Source organism: Rhodospirillales bacterium, from assembly GCA_014323865.1.
GTDB lineage: Bacteria > Pseudomonadota > Alphaproteobacteria > SP197 > SP197 > SP197.
Genome location: JACONG010000001.1, coordinates 32,948 through 51,732, shown reverse-complemented (window position 1 = coordinate 51,732; position 18,785 = coordinate 32,948). Strand labels below are relative to the sequence as shown.

19 protein-coding genes are annotated in these 18,785 nt (G+C 64.7%); 11 read left to right on the top strand and 8 right to left on the bottom strand.

Going from position 1 to position 18,785, the window contains the following annotated elements:
• Positions 1-104 precede the first annotated feature (104 nt).
• The gene (locus GDA49_00230; protein MBC6438851.1) at positions 105-1,337 is read right to left on the bottom strand and encodes an MFS transporter; all 1,233 of its coding nucleotides are present in this window, start codon (positions 1,335-1,337) and stop codon (positions 105-107) included.
• A gap of 9 nt (positions 1,338-1,346) precedes the next feature.
• Positions 1,347-1,625: a hypothetical protein gene (locus GDA49_00225; protein MBC6438850.1), complete on the bottom strand. Its 279-nt coding sequence runs from the start codon at positions 1,623-1,625 to the stop codon at positions 1,347-1,349.
• Between the two features lie 212 nt (positions 1,626-1,837).
• Here GDA49_00225 and GDA49_00220 point away from each other — a divergent pair, with 212 nt between their 5' ends.
• Positions 1,838-2,734: a DMT family transporter gene (locus GDA49_00220; protein MBC6438849.1), complete on the top strand. Its 897-nt coding sequence runs from the start codon at positions 1,838-1,840 to the stop codon at positions 2,732-2,734.
• A 318-nt stretch (positions 2,735-3,052) separates the two neighbouring features.
• Here the strand turns inward: GDA49_00220 and GDA49_00215 are convergent, their stop codons facing one another.
• From GDA49_00215 to GDA49_00195, 5 genes are all read right to left on the bottom strand, one after another.
• On the bottom strand, positions 3,053-4,246 hold the full coding sequence (locus GDA49_00215) for a hypothetical protein (protein ID MBC6438848.1): 1,194 nt from the start codon (positions 4,244-4,246) through the stop codon (positions 3,053-3,055).
• A 298-nt stretch (positions 4,247-4,544) separates the two neighbouring features.
• Positions 4,545-6,317: a hypothetical protein gene (locus GDA49_00210; GenBank protein MBC6438847.1), complete on the bottom strand. Its 1,773-nt coding sequence runs from the start codon at positions 6,315-6,317 to the stop codon at positions 4,545-4,547.
• A 299-nt stretch (positions 6,318-6,616) separates the two neighbouring features.
• Positions 6,617-6,979 (bottom strand): cupin domain-containing protein, encoded by a 363-nt coding sequence (locus GDA49_00205; GenBank protein MBC6438846.1) that lies wholly within the window; start codon positions 6,977-6,979, stop codon positions 6,617-6,619.
• Positions 6,976-8,268, bottom strand: a complete 1,293-nt coding sequence (locus tag GDA49_00200; GenBank protein ID MBC6438845.1) for a glycosyltransferase — start codon at positions 8,266-8,268, stop codon at positions 6,976-6,978. Before GDA49_00200 ends, GDA49_00205 begins: the two co-directional genes overlap by 4 nt.
• Positions 8,269-8,280: 12 nt before the next feature.
• Positions 8,281-9,423, bottom strand: coding sequence for an ABC transporter ATP-binding protein (locus GDA49_00195; protein MBC6438844.1), 1,143 nt, complete (start codon positions 9,421-9,423; stop codon positions 8,281-8,283).
• Positions 9,424-9,473: 50 nt separating this feature from the next.
• Here GDA49_00195 and meaB point away from each other — a divergent pair, with 50 nt between their 5' ends.
• The 6 genes from meaB (at position 9,474) to GDA49_00165 (ending at position 16,310) form a co-directional block, all read left to right on the top strand.
• Positions 9,474-10,412, top strand: coding sequence for a methylmalonyl Co-A mutase-associated GTPase MeaB (meaB, locus tag GDA49_00190; protein ID MBC6438843.1), 939 nt, complete (start codon positions 9,474-9,476; stop codon positions 10,410-10,412).
• 176 nt (positions 10,413-10,588) lie between these two features.
• A complete protein-coding gene (locus tag GDA49_00185; GenBank protein ID MBC6438842.1) occupies positions 10,589-11,173 on the top strand; it encodes a sel1 repeat family protein in 585 nt (194 codons plus the stop codon).
• 79 nt (positions 11,174-11,252) lie between these two features.
• The gene (locus GDA49_00180) at positions 11,253-12,137 is read left to right on the top strand and encodes a HEAT repeat domain-containing protein (GenBank protein ID MBC6438841.1); all 885 of its coding nucleotides are present in this window, start codon (positions 11,253-11,255) and stop codon (positions 12,135-12,137) included.
• A 594-nt stretch (positions 12,138-12,731) separates the two neighbouring features.
• Positions 12,732-14,240 (top strand): histidine ammonia-lyase, encoded by a 1,509-nt coding sequence (locus GDA49_00175; GenBank protein ID MBC6438840.1) that lies wholly within the window; start codon positions 12,732-12,734, stop codon positions 14,238-14,240.
• 2 nt (positions 14,241-14,242) lie between these two features.
• Positions 14,243-15,382, top strand: coding sequence for an alpha/beta hydrolase (locus GDA49_00170; protein MBC6438839.1), 1,140 nt, complete (start codon positions 14,243-14,245; stop codon positions 15,380-15,382).
• A gap of 46 nt (positions 15,383-15,428) precedes the next feature.
• Positions 15,429-16,310, top strand: a complete 882-nt coding sequence (locus GDA49_00165; GenBank protein MBC6438838.1) for a TIGR01459 family HAD-type hydrolase — start codon at positions 15,429-15,431, stop codon at positions 16,308-16,310.
• Between the two features lie 253 nt (positions 16,311-16,563).
• Here the strand turns inward: GDA49_00165 and GDA49_00160 are convergent, their stop codons facing one another.
• Positions 16,564-17,193 carry a CoA pyrophosphatase gene (locus GDA49_00160; protein MBC6438837.1) on the bottom strand — a complete coding sequence of 210 codons (630 nt, stop codon included), beginning with the start codon at positions 17,191-17,193 and terminating at the stop codon, positions 16,564-16,566.
• 102 nt (positions 17,194-17,295) lie between these two features.
• Here GDA49_00160 and GDA49_00155 point away from each other — a divergent pair, with 102 nt between their 5' ends.
• From GDA49_00155 to GDA49_00140, 4 genes are read left to right on the top strand one after another with little or no spacing between them, the layout of a single operon-like run.
• On the top strand, positions 17,296-17,562 hold the full coding sequence (locus tag GDA49_00155) for a hypothetical protein (protein MBC6438836.1): 267 nt from the start codon (positions 17,296-17,298) through the stop codon (positions 17,560-17,562).
• A gap of 8 nt (positions 17,563-17,570) precedes the next feature.
• Positions 17,571-17,900, top strand: a complete 330-nt coding sequence (locus GDA49_00150; GenBank protein MBC6438835.1) for an aldo/keto reductase — start codon at positions 17,571-17,573, stop codon at positions 17,898-17,900.
• Positions 17,901-17,906: 6 nt separating this feature from the next.
• Positions 17,907-18,557, top strand: a complete 651-nt coding sequence (locus GDA49_00145; GenBank protein ID MBC6438834.1) for a hypothetical protein — start codon at positions 17,907-17,909, stop codon at positions 18,555-18,557.
• Positions 18,558-18,562: 5 nt separating this feature from the next.
• Entirely contained in the window at positions 18,563-18,775 is a 213-nt protein-coding gene (locus GDA49_00140; protein ID MBC6438833.1) for a hypothetical protein, read from the top strand.
• Positions 18,776-18,785: the final 10 nt, after the last annotated feature.

The window sequence follows — 18,785 nt, the reverse complement described above, 5'->3', positions numbered from 1 at the left end:
GCCGGGTGCGCAACCAATTCCGAACCTCTGGCAATCAACCCGACCAGAGGACGGACCGGCCCGTCGATCCGCCTCGGGACGAATCGCGAGGCTCAGTCGCAGGCTCAGTCGCTGTCGGTGCCGCGAAGCCCGAGGTGCCTCACCGTGGCAATGACGGCGAAGAGCAGGCCGCCGGTGACACAGAAGACGATCAGGCCGTGGGGATCCCAGAGCGCCATGGCAAAGCCGGCCGCCGGCGGCCCGATCAGGTGGCCCAGTTCGTAAACCGAGACGAACGTGGCGTTTGCAGCGGACAGTTCTTGCCTGCGGAAGCGCTGGCCGACATGCGCCAGGCCGCAGGTGTAAATTCCGCCCATGATACCGCCCCAGAAGAACAGCAGGGGCCAGAGCAGCACATCGTCGTGCAGCACCATGGGGAAGATCGCCGTGCAGACCGAGATCAGCGCGGCGAAGATGATCAGCAGAATCCGGCGGTCAAACCGGTCGGCAATCATGCCGACCGGATACTGCAGCATCACGTTGCCGGTCGACATGACGATCAGCATGGTGATCGCTGTCTCCTGCAGAAAGCCCTGGCGCTCGACGTAGATCAGGAAGAAGACGAACAGGGCGCCGAGCACCAGGCCATCGGTCAGCGCCGCAAACATCGTGGCGGGTGCGCGCCTGATCGCGGCGATGATGCCGAATCCCTCGTGGGTCGTGATGTGCGGGGCCAGATCGCGCGCCAGCAGGATCGGCAGCACCCCGATGGCAAGCGCAGCGACGACGATGAAGAAGTGCGTGGTGCCTTCGGTCCCGACGAACAGCAGGACGGGGAGGCCCGCCAGGTAACCTGCCGACAAGGCGGTCACGTAGATCCCCATCACCCGCCCGCGGATGCGGTTGTCGATCAGCGTGTTGATCCAGGTCTCGCTGACGACCCAGTGGATCGCGATGCCGATTCCCATGATGAAGCGCAGGGGGAACCAGGCCCAGACGTTGTCGAACACGGGCAGGAGCGCGATCGACATGATCATCAGGACAAAGCCCAGATAGAGCGCGCGCATGGTGCCCAGACGCTGCACCACCCTGGGCAGGATCAATGTGAAGATCAGCAGGCCTGCCGGCTGAGCGGCATTGTTGAGACCGATCAGCCAGCTCGGAGTGCCGCGATCCTCGAGGATCAGCGACAGCAGCGGCATGCAGATCGAGAAGGTCAGCGAGGCCGCGAAGGCACTTGCTGTCACCGCCCCGATGCTGCGCCAGATCTGCTGCGGCGTCAGGGTCGGCGTCTCGTGCGGCCCGGTTTCGAAGACACTGGCATCGTGCGGTTGTGTCGTGCTGTCGTCATTGGTCATGGCAGGCGCTCAAGCATGCTGAAGCAGCCCCACCAGGCAGCGTATCATGGGCATCAGGTCGGGCGTGTTGCAGGCCAGTCCCGGGTAACCGTCGGGACCGTCGGGACGGATCGCATCGACGCGGGGATGGTCGGTGCCATAACGGGCGTGAAGTCTGCCGTCCGCATCGCACCAGCCACTGCCGCCATGGGCGATGGGCGCAGCGAAGAGCAGACACTCGCGCGAGACGTTCAGCACGATGCGGTCGCGCGGCAGCTCCCGGTCGATCCGGATATCGGCCGGCAACATGTTGGCGTGACGCCGTTGCCGTCGCCCTCGTCCTGTCCGAAGCCCACGAGCCCGGCTTGGCCTTCGTCGCAATCGCTGCTCATCGCCTGTCCTAACCGATCCCTCGCGCCAGGGTCGCGCGATTCCGACGGGTCTGCAATCGCCGGGCGATGACCGGTGCGTCCGCGGCGGCGATGGCCTATAACGGGGTTGCCGAACCTCCGGGACGGACCGTGGACAACATTCCGCGCGGGATCGTTCTGATCCTGCTTTCGATCTTCTTCTTCGTCTCGCTCGACACCACGGCCAAGCTGATGACCGAGGCCCATCCGCCGCTTCAGGTTGCCTGGGGCCGGTACCTTTTCTCCGTGCTGCTGCTGCCCCTGCTCATCCGGCCGCGCGCGTGGCGCACGGCCCTTGTCACCAGGCGGCCCGGCCTGCAGGTCGTGCGTTCGATCCTGCTGGTCTCAATGACCTGCGGTTTCTTCATCACCGTCAGTTACATCCCGCTGGCGGATGCCGTGGCCATCGGCTTCGCTGCGCCGTTCATCACCACCGCGCTCGCCATCCCCGTGCTGGGTGAGAAGGTCGGCATCCGGCGCTGGATGGCGATCCTGGTGGGATTCATCGGCGTGCTGGTCGTCCTGCGCCCCGGCTTCGAGGAGCGCCACTGGGCCTACTTCCTGCCGCTCGGCGTGGCGCTGGTGGCGGCGATCTACAACGTGCTGACCCGTCTGGTGAACCGTTACGACAGCGCCCAGACCTCGATCGCCTTCAACAACATGGCCGGTGTCGTGGTGATGAGCATCGTGGTGCTCACGGTGCCCGGGGTGTGGTCGCCGCTGGGCGCGGTTGACTGGGCCATGCTGGTGCTGGTCGGCGGCTTCGCCATGGCGGGCCACTTCTGCCTCGTGCTGGCCTACCGCAATGCGCCGGTCTCGGCCCTGGCACCCTTCACCTTCAGCCACATGGTGCTCGCCATCATTGCCGGCCTGATCGTGTTCGGTGACGTGCCCGACTGGCCTACGCTGCTCGGCGCGGCGATCATCGCCGGCTCGGGTATCTACGTCTTCCACCGCGAGGCGGTGCGGGCGCGGGAGGCGCGGATGGGTGCCACCGCTCTGGAGTGATCTTCGATGTCTGATCCATGGCGATGTCTGAGTCCATGGCGCGGTGCATAAGCGGGCCGATATCGTTGCCGTTGGGGGGAGGATGTCGCCCTCCGGAGTCCGCTCGACGTTGTGCCGGTGCAGCACGTCCCCATCAGCTTCGATGCGTTTGCCCATCGCCTGAACCGGCGTGACCTGTTTTGCACGCTCTTGCATCCTCCGGTCAGTCGACCATTGCCCGCACGCGAGCCTCCGTGGTGAGGTCCGCGAGCAGATCCAGGCGTATGGCATGCCTGAGCAGGACAGCGCCGGTGGGAAGGCCGCCGGCATTGAGCAGGTTCACAAACAGGGCACGCGCGCCCTATACTCTACCTCTCGGATCAAGCCCTTATCGATGAGCCTCTTCTTGTAGTACTTGCAGATGAGGACGGGTTCATGCGTGGTGATGAGCCCTTCTTCAACAGCAGCCTGCGCCCACTGCTCGTAGTCCAACGGACCTTTCGCTTTGGCGAGGGCTTTGAAGCAAACTTCCGCCTGTAGAGGAAGATGGATGCCTGCAGGAATCTCCTCGACTATAGCTTCGAAGTAAGGCGGCTTACCCTTCTTCTTCAGACACGGTAACGACGGGTCCCTTAAGATGACCTTTCGGATCAAGCCCTTATCGATGAGCCTCTTCTTGTAGTACTTGCAGATGCGAACGGGTTCCTGCGTGGTGTACAGACCCTCGGCCAGCGCAGCCTGCGCCCACTGCTCGTAGTCCAACGGACCTTTCGCTTTGGCGAGGGCCGTGAAGCAGTTTACCGCTTGTGGCGGCAGTTTCACGTTGGCAGGAATATCCTTGACTGCAGCTTTGAAGGCCTGCTTGACCTGCCGGATCAAGCCCTCGTCGATGAGTCTTTTCTTATAGTACGCGCAGATGCGGACGGGTTCCTGCTCGGTGTCCAGACCCTCGGCCAGCGCAGCCTGCGCCCACTGCTCGAAGTCCAACGGACTCGTCGCCTTGGTGAGGGCCGTGAAGCAAACTTCCGCCTGACGAGGCAGCCTGGTGCTGGCAGGCATCTCCCTGACTGCAGCTTCGAAGTAAGGCCCCTTGCTCTCGACGACCTCGAACGCCTCCGCAAGGACGGCCTCGTCTACAGCTTCGAAGTAAGCCATCTTGCCTTTTTTCTTCGGACGCGGCAACGACGCACCCCCCGAGATGACCGGCTGGATCAGGCCGACGTTGATGAGCCACTGCTTGTAGAATCTGCAGACGTCTGCGGGATCCTGTTTCGTCTTCAGGCCTTCTTTGGTTGCAGCGACCCCCCACTGCTCTAAATCCAATGGACTTTCCGCTTTGGCGAGGGCTTTGAAGCAAACTTCCGCCTGACGAGGCAGCCTGGTGCTGGCAGGCATCTCCCTGACTACAGCTTCGAAGTAAAGTGTCTCGCTCTTCTTCAGGCAAAGACTTCCGGTGACTGCCTGCTTCTGTCCATTATTGAGTTCCACGCCAATCTCGGTGAGGAACTTCACCACAGGATCCGTATTTTCCATGAGTCTTGACTCTCCTTCTCTGGTCAACAAGCACTATTGTGTGCGGATATGTAGTATATGTCGCTAAAAACTTTTTTTCAATCCCGAAAAAAAATATAATTTTGCCCATCGGTATCGGGCTTCGGTGTGGTCGTGATTGGCCGCCCGCCGGTGCCACAGAAAGGCCGTCTCCTCGCTTGCCGGGACCCCTTCACCGGTTTTCGTGCCCCTTGACCGTGTTGACCACCACCATGGCTTGCAACGCCGGATGAGAGCCGGTCCAGCGAACCGGTCGCGACGGCGATGCCGTCGCCCTGGCTTACTGCATCATGCCGCCAATCAGCGGGCCCATGTCGTTGCCGTTGAGCAGGACGGTGCCGTCCGGTGCGAGTTCGACATCGTAGATGTGGCGCACGGTGCCGCCGTCGTCGAGGCGCTCACCCATGGCCTGCATCATGGCCAGGCTCCGGGCGGCCTCCTGCGCCGCATCCCGGGCCTCGGCATGACCCCGGGCGGCCTGCTCTTCCATGCGCTTCATCAAGTCGTCGAGGCCGACGACCTCCAGTCGCGCCGTGCCAACGGCCATGTTCGGTGACTGGTCGGACGCGACGATGTCGGCCACGAGATCGGCGCTGAGCGCCGGGCTCTCATACGACAACCTTTCGATCCGGACATTGCTGCCGGACTGTACCATGCGCTGCTGCAGACCGAGCGCCATGAAGCCGAGCGCCATCCGGGCCTGCTCCTCGAAAGCCTCCGGATCCTCCATCGCGCCCCCGAGCATTTCGAGCATCATCGCCGTGGCGTCCTGCAACGGAAGGTCGTTCAGGCTGATGCGCATGTCGAACATGTGCGGCACGAGATCGGCCTTCGGACCCGGCACCGGGACATCGAGACCGTCGTGACCGTATTCGATGAACAGCGACGATGCATTGCCGTCGAGCCCGTCCATGCCCATACCGAAGTTCAGGCTGGCGATCGCAACCGTTTCACCGCTGTCGGGGTCCTGGAAGAAGAGGTCGGTCACCGTCGCGGCCATTGAGAAGGCCTCGGCAACCGGCGCGCGGTCTTCGGCCATGCCCATCACGAGATCGAGGATCCCGGTGGCGTGCATCTCGATGTCCCCGTCCGGGATCAAGCCGTCTGCGATGCCGGCCTGAAGCTCGTCTATCTGCTCGTCGATGGCCGCAAAGAAGATCAAGTCCCAGCCCGCGTAGGAAAAACCCGTGTCGAGCTGCCCCAAACGCATCAGTTCCATGCCTTCGAGGCGGGCCGTAATGCCCTCCACCGTGATCGAACCGGGGCCGCTCCATTTCTGGTTCGCGTCCTCGCTGAGATCAATGTCGAGCGCCGCGCTGTCCATGACAACATCGACCTGGCCCTCACCGGGAACGTCGCTCCAGATGCGAAGGTCGGTGTAGAGTCCCACCGCTTGGGACCACATGTCGATACTCGGAACCATGGTGCCTTCGAGACGTTGGCTGCCGATCTCGGTGCCGCCGACCTGTCGGCCACGACCGTCGAGGAAGCTGGTTGTCCGGGGAAGGGCCACGGCCACCATGTAGCGGTCGTCGCCGACGGGCCTGAGTGTCATGACAGCATCACCGATTTCCCAGCTGGAGTCGGGACCCGAGACTTCGATGTCGCGCACGCGTGCGGTGATGTTGCCAGCATCGTCCTCCTCGATCCCGGTCACGTAGTGAAGGTCTCCGCCTTCCTCACCGAGGAGCCCGTTCATGCTGGACATGAAGCTGTCGATCTGGCCGCGCAGATAGGCCGCCAACCCGGACTCGTCCACCGATGCGTCGGTTTCGACCAGGCTGACGGCGGTTGCGCGTTCGGCCAGCACCGTTTCCAGTCGCGCGATGATGTCTTCGTTCAGGACGCCCTTCGGGACCTCGCCAGTGTCCCAAGGGTCGACCGGCACGTCGAACGGGTTGTCGTCGGCGGCCCGGGCAGAGAAGGCTTCGAACGCCGCCTCGTGATCGCCGCCGTCTTGGAGGCCGACCGCCTCCTCAATGGTCTGCGACCAGGCGGGCGCGGCAACCGACATCGCAAGAGCAACGACAAGAACCCGAATCGGGCGGGGCATGGCAGTCTCCCTGATCAGCCGGAAGCCGTTTCCGATAGAAGTATCCGGTGGCAGTCCATGAACGTGAGGTTAACGTGTCACAAGCAAAGGGACATGTCTGTGTGACGGTTGATACCTTTATCTATCGATTATCGATCCGGGGAATCTGGCCTGACAAAGACATGGGCCCGTCGATTCCGGTGACTGGCATGACACGGGGCCATTGCCTTTGGTCCCCCGCTCATCGGGAACCCGCGTGCCGGTCCGGCACAGGACCGTTCCGATTCAGGTCGCCCGTCGCCGCCGCGCCGTGATCGGCTTCACAGGATGACGTATGTTTTCGCGACTGTCTGCCGCACCTCGCAGCGGCCGTTCCAGCCGGCCGGAAACCAGGCTGTGTCGCCGCCTCTGATCTCGATTACCTCGCCGCTGTCGCTCGTGTAGATGCATTCGCCCTCAAGAAACTGGCAGAACTCGGCTCGTCCCACCTCGCAACGCCATGTTCCGGGCGTACAGCGCCAGTAGCCTGCCTCCGGGAAGGTTCCGCCGCCGCCGATCAGCGTGCGCCCCGAGGTGTGGGACACAGTGTCGCCTGATGGTTCAGGGACCGGACCCCAGTCGGCCAGCGCCTGATCGGCAAGCGTGGCCGCTGCCTTGAAGAGGGAAACCGTGGGCGCGCTCATAGGGAAGTCTTCTTCAGCAGAGCGTCGAGCGCTTCGGCGCCCTTGCGTGTGCCGTTCTCCGCCTGCATGTGCCTGCTCAAGGCCTCGAGGCGGGCCTTCATGTCCGCATCGGTCATCATGCGCTCGACGTGACCGGCGATATCGGCGTCGGTCCAGACGTAGCGCTCCTGGGCAATGCCGTAGCCGCGTTCGTCGATATGGGTGGCGTTGTCGTGGCCGTCCCAGCAGTAGGGCATGATCAGCGCCGGCTTCCCGAAATAGAGACATTCGTTGAAGCTGTTGTTGCCGCCATGATGGATCACCGCGTCGACCTGTTCGATCACGCTTGGCTGCGGGTACCAGCTCTCGACATGGCAATTGTCGGGGATGTTGTCATAGGCATCGCCGTAGTCGCCGACATTGACCAGAACGCGGCAGGACAGGTTGCCGAGCGCGGCCATCAGGCGCTTCATCAGGTCGGTGTCGCCCGACCCGAGGCTGCCGAAGCTGACGTAGAGCAGGGGCTTGTCATTGTGCGCCTTGAACTGTGGCAGCTCGTAGGGCTTCTCCTTGCGGATGCAGCCTTCGAGATAGACGAACGTCTCGGGGTCGAGGGGATGACGCCGGTTGAACGCCAGCGGCTTCGGATAGTGCAGCAGGTTGAGATAGGGCGAGGCCTCGAAGAACTGGCCGAGCGGGTAGGGTTCCTCGCCGCACGCCTTCAGGAACGCGTTGAACCGGGCATGGATCGGCCCGATCTCGCGATCGAATGTTTCGCGATAGGTGGCGAAACAGGCGTGGTCATTCTCGCGGCAGCCGGAAAGATGGGGCGGAATGTCGGGATCCTCGATCTCGTTCTCGCTGCACGAGATGATGCGGACCCAGGGCACGCCGTAGCGCTTGGTGGCCGGGAACAGGACCACGTTGTCGACGCAGATCAGATCGGGCTTGATCTTGTCGAGCGTCGCCGGGAGATCCTTCTCGGCCCACAGCGCCGTATCGATGATCGCCTCCCAGCAGGCCTTGATGTAGGTCGAGACCTGCTCGATCGGCGGGGTCCGGAAGTTCGGGATCTGGCCGTTGATGAAGTCGACCCAGTAACGCGCCATGGCTTCGGGCTCCATGGGCTCGGACATCGAGATCAGATGCTCTTCGAAGCCGTAGCCCTCGAACACGCCACCGAAACCCCGGTCGGCGATGAACACCGGGTTGTGGCCCATCTCGCGACAGACCTGGGCGATGCCCACGGAATTCAGCGCGGGCCCGAAAGCCCCCTCGGGAAAGAAGGCAATAGTCTTGCCGTCACGCATCACGAAGCCCCGTCAGTTGTTTGCAGCCGTCGCCGGCCCCGTTTCCAGATCAATTTCCGGATCGAGCGGCACCACGCGTGCCAACTCGTCCGCCCACGTACACCACACCCGGCGCCCTTCGGGCAAGTCATCGGGATCAAGCCTTGGTGTGTCGACGCGGGCGATCAGTGTTTCGGGCATGCCGTCGATGCGGATGTGAGCGGCCATCCCTGCGGGCGAATAGGCCAGGCTTGCGACATGTCCCACGATCGCCGGGGCGTCGGGCTGGACAAGATGCAGGTCAAGCGTGTCCGGCCGCACCAGCAGTGCACGACGGTCACCGGCCTTTGCGGCGTCCCGAGTCTGCTTGCTCACGTCGTGGCGCGGCAGATCGCGCAGGACATGACCGGGAATCAGGTTGGCGGGACCGGTCAGGCGTGCGGTCAGGGCGCTGCGCGGCGAATCGTACAGCATGCGCGGCGAACCCTGCTCGACGATCCGGCCCTCACGCATGACAACGATACGATCGGCGAAAGCCATCGCAAGGGCACCGTCCGCCGTCGCCGTGATCAGGGTGAAACCGACATCTTTCCGGAGGGATCGCAGGCCGGTCATGATGCGTCCAACTGCCGCGGGATCGACGTAGCTGAGCGCCTCGTCCATCAGCAGAACGAGCGGTTCCACGGCGAGTGCCCGGGCGAGCGCAACCTGTTGTCGTTCGCCTGCCGTCAGGTCGTCCGGCATCGCGTCGCCGCGGCCGTCGATGCCGGCGAGATGCAGAACGGACTCGATTCGATGGTCCAGTTCGCTGCGCTCCAGATCGCGCGTGTTGAGCCCGTAGGACACGTTCCTGCTGACCGTCATGTGCGGAAACAGCGCATCACGCGCCGTCAGAAGTGTAAACGGCCGCCGTCGTGGTGGAATGCCGCTGAGATCGTGGCCGTTGTAGAGCACATGGCCCGATGCGGCGGTGCCGAAGCCCGCGATCAGGCGCAACAGACTTCCACTCCCGCTGTCGGATGTGCCCATCAGAAAATGGGATTGCCCCGGCGCAAAGCTCAGCGATACCTCTTCAACCGGCGGAAAACCGTTGTCCTGGCCGCTCAGTCGTTGAAGCTCAAGGAGATTGGTCGTGCGCACGGCGGCGATGGTGCTTCGTTCGTCCCGACCGATCAAGCCGTGTCCGCTTGCTGCCGTCTCCGACGTCGCTATGCTCCGCGCCCGCCATGACCACACCCCCGACCGATCACGTGACCCGCTGGAGCGACGCGCTCTCGCGGGGCCAGAGGGCCGATCTCGCGCGTGCCATCACGGCTGTCGAGAACGACGGGCCTGACGCACCGGCGATTGTTCAGGCAGCACACGGTCTGGCGGGCAGGGCAATGGTCGTGGGGTTCACCGGTGCGCCCGGTGCCGGCAAGTCGACCCTGGTCGCTGCCTATGTCGAGGAGCTGCGCCGAAGGGATCTGTCGGTCGGCGTTCTGGCGGTCGATCCTTCCAGTCCGCTCACCGGCGGGGCATTGCTCGGCGACAGGATTCGCATGCTGAGCCATGCCGGGGACCGCGATGTTTTCGTCCGCAGCATCGCATCGCGTGGCCATCTGGGCGGTCTGGCCCCTTCGGCCTGTGCCGTGGTCAACGTGATGGACGCGTCCGGGCGTGATGTCGTTGTTGTCGAAACCGTAGGCGTGGGGCAGTCCGAAGTTGAGGTCACCGACCTCGCCGATGTCCGTGTCGTGGTCTGGACGCCTGGCGCCGGTGACGATGTTCAGGCCGCCAAGGCGGGTCTTCTCGAGATTGCCGACATCATCGTCGTCAACAAGGCGGACCTGCCACAGGCCGGTGCGACCGAGGCGGCTCTGCGCAGCGCGGCATCCTGCAGAGGCGCCGAGACGCCCGATATTCTGCGGACATCGGCGGTGCGGCGTGAGGGCATCGGCGGGCTTGCCGATGGAATCGCCGATCGTGCCGGGCGCGCCGACGGGGTTCGCGCGTCAGGGGCCGAACGCCGCCTCAGGCACCAGCTCTCCGGTCGTGCCGCAGCCCTTGTGGCCGAGGCGATCGGCGGCAGCAGACATCTCGATGCCCTGACGGCCGCGATGCGGTCGGGCGAGATGAGCCTGGATGAAGCCGCCCGCGCCCTGATCGCAGAGCTGTCGATCTGATCCCCCAGAAATCCCCCAGAAATCCCACAAACATCCCGTGTTGTCGTGTTGTCACGGGATCGGCGCAATTCCGTTACCCATCGACTTGTTCTAGGGTGCGCGCGACCGTTCGACAGGAAGCCGGGCGGGCTGCCGCCGGAGCGGTCATTCTGGGGGTTCATCGTTTCGGATTGATGATGTCGAAACCGATCGACAGTTTCACTTGTCGCGCTCTCGCGGCTGTTGCCTGTGCGCTCATGGTGGCGTTTGCCTCGCCGTCGTCCGCCGGTGAGGTGCCGGAGACCTACGGCGAAGCGATGGCGTGGTATCGCGAGGAAGCTGCCGCGGGCAATGCGGAGGCGCAGTTCCTTCTCGCTTATGCGCTCGAGAGCGGGGTCCACGCCGCCGCCGCACCGGCCGAAGCGCGGCACTGGTACACCGAGGCCGCAGAGCAGGGCCATGCCATGGCGCAGGTCAGGCTCGCCATGATGCTGCTTGAGGGCAGGGGCGGGGCGGCTGACCCCGATCTGGCCCGCCGCTATCTTCTGGACGCGGCTGACGCCGGATCGACCGACGCGATGTCCATTCTGGGATACATCCTGGCCAGCAGCGAGCCAGCCGATCCCGAGAGCGCCTATCGCTGGTTCAGCCTGGCGGCCCGGGCCGGTGATCCGATTGCCGCCGCCAACCTTGCCGCGCTGAGCCAGGCGATGAGTGACGACCAGCGTGCGGCCGCGCAGCAGGCCTTCGAAGACTGGCTGGCGACGTCCCGGGGCCAATAGGCGAGGCGGATTCGACCGGCCGTCTTCAAATCGGCGGCAGGCGGGCGATTTCCTGGCACGGACGGTTTATGCTGGGAGCATGAATGCCCGTTCCCTCGCACGTCTGACGCCTGTCCTGGCTGCGGCACTTGTCATGTCGACAACGGGCTTGTCCCGGGCGCAGGTGATGCCCGAAAGCGTCCTGATCAATGTCGACCAGCGCTACGAGTTCCGCAAGCCTTCGCTGATGGAGTACGACGAGATCGAGGGCCACGAGTTGCCCGTGGTCGAGCATATCGAAGATATGCTCTTTGCCGCCGACATCGAACCTCTTCTGCCCGGTGACGGCGACGCTGAATCGACGATCCAGGTCGAGGTCCGGGGACAGGCGATCGGCGGAATCTATCTGGAACCCGGCAGGGCCTATCTTTACACCGGTGCCAATCTTGCAGGTGAGATCACGATTGTCGCAACAGACGGGAGCGTGGCCGCACGCAGTTTCGCTGCCACCATTCAGCGTCCGTTCGACATCACCCTGAACCTCGGCTACGACGACCCTGCCAACGCCCCCTTCCGGATCGCGCTGGAGCAGCCGGGCGGGTTTCTGGAGCAAATCTGTCATGCAATGGCGGAGGCCTGGGGCGTCGAGAGCATCATGCCATCGCTCCATGAGGACGAGCCGGCGATCCGCTACGCGGTGGCAGCGGCGCTCGGCAACATCGGTGACCCCATCGCCGTGCCTGACCTGATCGAAGCCCTCCATGACGACCACGAACGTGTTCGCTGGGAAGCTGCCTGGTCGCTCGGACGGATTGGTGATGTCAGTGCCATACCCGAGCTGATCGAGGCGCTTAACGACGATTCGGGCGATGTCCGCTGGTTCTCGTCCTGGTCTCTCAGGGCACTCACGGGAGAGGATTTCGGGTCCGACTACGACGCCTGGATCGGCTGGCTGGAAACGAGCGAGGCAACCGCCCGGGGTTGACCCGAGCAGCCGCCTCGTCGGTTCAGTCGAACAGGCTCCTGAGTGCGTCTGCAGCGTCGCCGCCCAGACCCGTCGAGCAGGCCGCCGGCATCGACATCGCCGCCGGCCAGGCTGATGTTGTTGGCCTCGATCCGGATGTTCGGGAAGATCGAGAGCTGACAGCCTGTTGCATCGGTGGGGCGGGCTTCGGCCTGCTCCTTGACTCAATCGACAGGAATGAAAAACGGCAGCGCGACGGCGACCGCTACCAGCAGAACGATGACGACACCCGGTCCGATCAGAACCTTGCGCATGGCAAGACCCTTCCTTCGCAAATCGGGCGCTCAATGTCCCATCGTGGGACGACAACGTCGGCATGCAAGCCCGTCCGGGCAGGCCGATGCAAGAGTCGTGCTCACCATCGGATTAACCTCGGAGGAAGCCGTGGCATACGCCATCGGCGGGGACCATGCATCGGGTTTGGTTGGGGGCAAATAGTGTCGGGCTCACAGGCGCCGCAATCTGACGATCCCCTTGCTTCGTTGTCGTCGAGGTTGCATTTTTTGCATGAGGCTGTGTCCGTAACGCTCGGATCGGATTGTTGAAAGGAACGGCATGACGACGGTCCTTCTTGGTGGTGGCGACACCGCAATCGCCGATGTCGTGGCGGTATCAAGAGATGGTGAAGCTGTTGCTCTGTCCGATGTCGCGCGCGATGCGATGGCGCGTTCGCGCGCGGTGGTCGAGCGCTTCAGCGCCGAGGACAGGCCGGTCTACGGCCTGACGCGTGGCCTGGGCGGCCGTGTGGTTCATGAGGTCAGCAAGGAAGAACGCGAGAACTTCAGCCGGGTCATGGTGCTGGCCCGGGCCTGTGGTGCCGGCGCACCGCTGCCGCGCGATGCCGTGCGTGCGGCGATGTTCACACGGGCCAGCAGCATGGCGCGCGGCGGAGCGGGCGCACGTCCGCTGATCGCGGAGACGCTGTGCGCCATGTTGAACGGCGGCGTGCATCCTTGGATTCCGTCGATCGGTTCGGTCGGCGCCTCGGATCTGGCGCTGTGTGCCAACATGGCGCTGCCGCTGTTCGGCGACGGTCGGGCCGAGCTCGATGGCGCGTGGTTCGATGGTGCCGAGGCCATGATGTGCGCCGGTATCGATATCGTTCAGCCACTCGAGAAGGAGGGCCTCGCGCTTTGTGCGGCCAATGCCGTGTCCGCAGGCTTGGGTGCCCTTGTCCTGCACGACATCGAGCATCTGCTCGATCTGATGGATGGCATCGTCGTTCTGTCGTTCGAGGCCTTTCGCGCCAACCCGAGTCCGATCGATCCGCGTGTCGTGATGGCGCGCGGGGCGCCGGGACAGGCGCGCGCGGCGCAGAGCCTGCGGCACAAGCTCGAGGGCACGGTGTTGTTCGAAGCGGGCGGGCCGCGCCGGGTCCAGGATCCCATCAGCCTGCGCTGCGTCAGCCATGTCCATGGTAGCCTGCGCGCGGCGATCGACTTCTGCGAACCCAATGTTACGGTCGAACTCAACGGTGCCGGGGACAACCCGGTGGTTCTGGAGCGCGACGAGGAGATCCTCTCCACCGGCAACTTCCACACGCCGGCCATGGCGGTCGCCTTCGATGCGCTGACGCTGGCAATGTCGCAGACCTCCACGATGGTGGCACAGCGTGTCTCGCGCCTGCTGCAGAATCGGTTCACCGATCTCCCGGAATCGCTGACGCGCCACGGTACGACCCATGCCGGACTCGGCCTGATGTCGCTGACCTCCGAGACCCTGTCCAAGGAGATTCACATGCTCGGTGCGCCGGCGAGCCTGCAGGACAGCTCCGGCTACAACGTCGAGGATCATGCGCCAATGTCGACTCTCGCCGTGCGCCAGGCGCGCGATGCCGTCGACCTGCTGCGCCAGGCTGCGGCCTGCGAACTGATCGCGGCGGCCGAGGCGTTCGATCTGCGTGCGCCCGCGCAAGCCGCTCATGTCGCTTGTGCGTTCCGCGACACGGTGCGGACTATCGTGTCGCCGCTCGACGGCGATCGCAGCATGACTCACGAGCTTGGCACCGTCGCGGAGGCCATCGCTGCGGGCCGCTTCGATGCATGCCTCGCCGCCGAAGGCTGACGTTGTATCGTCGGCCGCGAGATCGGGGCAAATGGCGCTGCGTCTTCCTGGCCCTGGCCGTTGTTGTCGTCCTGTTTCTGCTCGCCGCCGGTTCCATCTGGCTGCGCCATGGCGAGTCGGTCACGGTTCTGGGCGGCTTGCTCACCGCAGCGCCCGGTGTCGTCCCGGACACCATCGAGCGGCGAGACGTGATGCTGACTGTCGACGACGGCGTGCTGGCGTTTGACGTTTACGAACCCGATGAAGCAACAGCGGTGCTTGTCCTCGTGCCGGGGCTGACGCCGGCAGGCCGCGATGACGAACGAGTCATTGCCGTGGCTGGAGTTCTCGCAGGCTCAGGCTTTCGCACCGTGGTGCCGGAGCTTCCCGGTGCCACACGCTTCCGGACCGACGCCGCCGACGCAGCGGTGCTCGCATCGGTCATTGATCATGTTGTACCCGTTGCCCGCCAGGCAGAGCTTCCGACTGTCGTGGTCGCGATCTCCTACGGCCAGGGACCCGCGCTCGTTGCGCTCGCGGGTGACCGCGGTGACCTCGTGGATGCCTACCTCGGACTCGGCGGTTACTACGACGCCCTGTCGGTGGTGCGGTTCACGACGACCGGTGCGATCGGCGCCGGAGCGGATGCCCGGATCGGCGAGCCGGATCCGCGCGCCCGGTGGATCCTGCTCCTCGCCAACGCGCCGCTGGTCTCCTCCCCCGAAGATCGATGGACGCTCGACTCGCTTGCTCGCGATGCCTACGTGGAGGGCACACCATCGCTGACCGAGATCGCGGCGGTCATGGCAGTGCTGCAGCCGGATGCGCGCGCATTGCTGGCGTTCGCGGCCAACACGGACCCGGCCCGCGTCGAGCCCTTGCTGGCGGACCTCGATCCGAGCCTGCGGGCAGGCATGATGGCGGTCTCGCCCATCCTGCACGACCTCTCCGGGCTCGAAGGCAAGATCATCCTGGTTCACGGCGATGCCGATCCGATCGTGCCCTGCGAGGAAAGCGTGCGCCTGGCTGAGGCCGTGCCGGGAAGCACGCTGTTCGTCGTGCCCGGTTTCTCCCACATCGAGTCCGAGGCCACGGGCGTCGCGGGGCAGATCGCCATGGTTCGCGCCGTGACGGCCCTGCTCGATCTCCGGTCCTTGCCCTGAAGCGCACACCGTGTCAGGACGCCCCGGCTGAGCCCGGACCGTTGTCATGATCACTGCGTCCGTTCCCCTGATCTCTGGTCTCGCCGAGATCGCCGACGACTACGACGGCGTCCTGGTCGACCTCTGGGGTTGTCTGCACAACGGGATAGTGGCCTACCCGTCAGCCGTCGAGGCTCTCGTCCGTTTCCGCGAGCGCGGCGGACGGATCGTGCTGCTGTCGAACGCGCCGCGCACGGATGTGCCGGTCAAGGGCCAGATCGCGCGCATGGGCGTGCCGGACAACGCCTGGGACGCCATCATGACCGCCGGCCTCGCCCTGAGGTTGGAGATGGAGGAACGGAGCGACCCCTGGTTCGCGGCGCTCGGCTGCCGTTACTACCACGTCGGCACGGAGAACGATGCGATCCTGCTCGACGGGCTCGACTACGAACGTGTCGCCGACATCGGTGACGCCGAGTTCGTGCTGTGCTGTGGCATTCGCGAAAGCGGTGAAACGCTGGATGACATATGGCCTGAGATCGAACCCGCCTTCCGGGCCGGTCTGCCGCTGGTCTCCGCCAATCCCGACAAGTCCGTGCTGCGCGGCGAGAAGCGGGAGATATGTGCGGGCGCGATCGCCGGGGACTGGCAGGCGCGCGGCGGTGCGATGCGGCAGGAAGGCAAACCCTGCCCGGCGGTCTACCGCCGTTGTCGCGCTCTGATGGGCGACGTGCCGCCCGAGCGCATTCTGGCGGTCGGAGATGGCATCGAAACCGACATCGTCGGTGCGCAGCAGGCCGGGATCGACTCGGTCTGGATCACTGGGGGGCTGCCCGCCCACACCTGGGGTATTGCGTCCGATACGGCACCGCCGCACGATCGCGTGGCACAGGCCTGTGCCGAGCAGAATGTTCGGCCCCGTGGTGTGATGCCGCTGCTGGCCTGGTGAAGAGAAGCCCTGCCGCTCGACGGTGGCGTGCTGACCCTGGAAATGTGAGGAAGCCTTGCCCCAGGGCGGAGTTCGGATCGGCTACAGCGCCTGCCCCCACGACTGTCCCTCGACCTGCGCGCCTGGTCGCGATGATCCAGGTGCCATGGATCAAGCCGAGCCCATAGCCCGGCACAGTCAGCAGGATGATGTTGAGCCAGAAATGGAGCCTGAGGCCGACGGTCAGAAAGATGCGAAGGATATCGACAGCGATTCACTTCCAGGCGAAGACAGGTTGTTCGAGATGGGCGACGCGCGTGTCGCGTCCGGCCAGGGCGACCTCGCGGAACTGGTACATCACCGCGGCGGTCGGCGCATGGATCTTGCTGCCCAGCATGGGCATGCGGATAACAGGGCGGTCGCTTTCGGGGATCTCGACGAACTCGGGCGATCCCGGACGGAAGAGGATCGAGAACCGTACACGATGGATCGAGGCAACCTCGTCGGGATTGGGCACGAGTTCGACCCGCTCGCCCGCCCAGATCACCACCGGTGTGATCAGATAACCCGAACGGGTCGGGTAGTCGTCGAGTCGGCCGAGCACCGCGTCGGGCGGTAGCGAGAGATTGACCTCTTCTTCGAGCTCGCGCAGCGCTGCCTCTTCCGGTGTTTCGCCCGGGTCGAGGCGGCCACCCGGCAGCGCCCATTGGCCCGCGTGGCGGTTCATGCGCGGCGCACGCCGCGTCAGGATGAAGGCGCCCCGTCCCCTGCTGTCGGAAATCACTGTCATGGTGACGGCCGCACGCTTGAGACCCTCATCTTCCTGCGGCTGGCACTTGAACGCGTCGAGCCGCTGCGCCATCGCGGCGCGCAGATCGTGGTTGACGGGGAAGTCCTCGGCCATGCACCGACCTATCGCGGTGTGACCGTGGCGGCAACCGTCAGGACCCGGACGTTGCGCAATCCCGCGCGATCGGTTCTGCCTGGTCGGCGAGGAAGGGGACGAATGATGAAGAGCCTCACGATACGCCGGAGGGCCTCACCGCGATTCACGTCGGCCCGCCACAATCTCCTGCAGCGCGCGGTCAACATCTGCCTCGGTCCGGCGCTGGCGACCATCGCGCTCACGATCCCGGCCGTGCTCGCAATCGGCCGGTTCACCGATCGCCCGGTCGAACTGGGCCGCGACAGCCCCGGAATCGTGGTTCTGTCGGTAACCTTGCTGGTCAGCATCATGGGTTTCGCGACACAGCGAACGAACCTGATGCTCTGAGTCCCTGGATGCAGAGCGGATTCACGCACGAGGCCTGTCACCCCGCATCCGGCGATTCAATCGTCGCGTCCAATGCTCTAGGATGCGCCCTGCCAGACGGGGATCAGATCATGGAATTCCGCACCTTCGGTGAGTCGGGTCTCTACGTGTCGCTCGCGGGCATGGGCTGCAACACGCTCGAGCTGGCCATCGGCTGGCTTGCGAGCCACGAGGTCGTCTCGACCGTGATCTGCGGTGCGACCAGGCCGAAGCAGGCGAAGGCCAATGCGGCCGCGGTCACGGCTTGGCCGATGACGCCCGACGAAATCAACGACATCTCCGATATCGTGGGGCGCTGACCGCCGATGAAGTCCTCCTGCATGATCGTCGACGACTTCTTCGACAATCCGGCGGCGGCGCGCCGGACGGCCCTCGGGCTCGACTTCCCGCCGGCCCCGAAGGGAGTCTACTACCAGGGCCGCAACTCGCGGCAATCCATGGCCTGGCCCAATCACGAGGCGATGTTCTCGAACATTCTGGGTCAGCAGCTTGTCGCGCTGGGGCAGTCCCACGGCTGTGTCCGCGTAACTCTGGCCGATGATCCGCGCCCGTCGGGCCGGGTGCACTGCGATCCCGGCGCGGCCTGGGCCGGGATCATCGGGCTCAGCCGTGACGAGGACTGGCAGGGCGGGACGGATTTCTTCATCCACAAAAGGACCGGCAGCGATCGCGCGCCGATCAACGACGAGGAGGCCCAGCGCCTCTACGGCAAGCCGACGCCGCGCGACGCCCTGATCGACGTGCTCGATCCCGCCAAGGGTGAAAACATGGAGGAGTGGGAGCACTCCTTCACGCTCCCGTTGAAGTTCAACCGTTGCATCCTGTTCCGGCCGTGGTTCTGGCATTCCAGCGGTGACGGCTTTGGCGACAGCGTTGAGAACGGCCGCCTGGTCCTGCTGCTCTTCTTCAAACCGGGGCCCAATGCCTTGAACACCGACATCGTTCCACCGATCTGATCACCATGCTCTTGCGCCGCCTCCTCATGACCGCCGCACGGCACGCCGCCACGAACCCCCGGGTCAAGGCCGGCGTCAAGCGGCTCTATGACGAGAACGCCAGGCCTGTGATTGAGCAGAAGGCGCGCGCGATGAAGCAGATGGCCGCCGAGCGACCGGCCGGAGAACATCCGGTGCGCTTCGTCGGCCGCGCGTTCAAGAAGCTTCTGGACGGCTGAACGGCCGGTT

Bases quoted from the DNA above. Each gene is read 5' to 3' on its own strand.
- GDA49_00230 (MBC6438851.1), bottom strand. From the start codon at position 1,337: ATGACCAATGACGACAGCACGACACAACCGCACGATGCCAGTGTCTTC.
- GDA49_00225 (MBC6438850.1), bottom strand. From the start codon at position 1,625: ATGTTGCCGGCCGATATCCGGATCGACCGGGAGCTGCCGCGCGACCGC.
- GDA49_00215 (MBC6438848.1), bottom strand. From the start codon at position 4,246: ATGGAAAATACGGATCCTGTGGTGAAGTTCCTCACCGAGATTGGCGTG.
- GDA49_00210 (MBC6438847.1), bottom strand. From the start codon at position 6,317: ATGCCCCGCCCGATTCGGGTTCTTGTCGTTGCTCTTGCGATGTCGGTT.
- GDA49_00205 (MBC6438846.1), bottom strand. From the start codon at position 6,979: ATGAGCGCGCCCACGGTTTCCCTCTTCAAGGCAGCGGCCACGCTTGCC.
- GDA49_00200 (MBC6438845.1), bottom strand. From the start codon at position 8,268: ATGCGTGACGGCAAGACTATTGCCTTCTTTCCCGAGGGGGCTTTCGGG.
- meaB (MBC6438843.1), top strand. From the start codon at position 9,474: ATGACCACACCCCCGACCGATCACGTGACCCGCTGGAGCGACGCGCTC.
- GDA49_00185 (MBC6438842.1), top strand. From the start codon at position 10,589: ATGTCGAAACCGATCGACAGTTTCACTTGTCGCGCTCTCGCGGCTGTT.
- GDA49_00180 (MBC6438841.1), top strand. From the start codon at position 11,253: ATGAATGCCCGTTCCCTCGCACGTCTGACGCCTGTCCTGGCTGCGGCA.
- GDA49_00175 (MBC6438840.1), top strand. From the start codon at position 12,732: ATGACGACGGTCCTTCTTGGTGGTGGCGACACCGCAATCGCCGATGTC.
- GDA49_00165 (MBC6438838.1), top strand. From the start codon at position 15,429: ATGATCACTGCGTCCGTTCCCCTGATCTCTGGTCTCGCCGAGATCGCC.
- GDA49_00160 (MBC6438837.1), bottom strand. From the start codon at position 17,193: ATGGCCGAGGACTTCCCCGTCAACCACGATCTGCGCGCCGCGATGGCG.
- GDA49_00155 (MBC6438836.1), top strand. From the start codon at position 17,296: ATGATGAAGAGCCTCACGATACGCCGGAGGGCCTCACCGCGATTCACG.
- GDA49_00150 (MBC6438835.1), top strand. From the start codon at position 17,571: ATGCAGAGCGGATTCACGCACGAGGCCTGTCACCCCGCATCCGGCGAT.
- GDA49_00145 (MBC6438834.1), top strand. From the start codon at position 17,907: ATGAAGTCCTCCTGCATGATCGTCGACGACTTCTTCGACAATCCGGCG.
- GDA49_00140 (MBC6438833.1), top strand. From the start codon at position 18,563: ATGCTCTTGCGCCGCCTCCTCATGACCGCCGCACGGCACGCCGCCACG.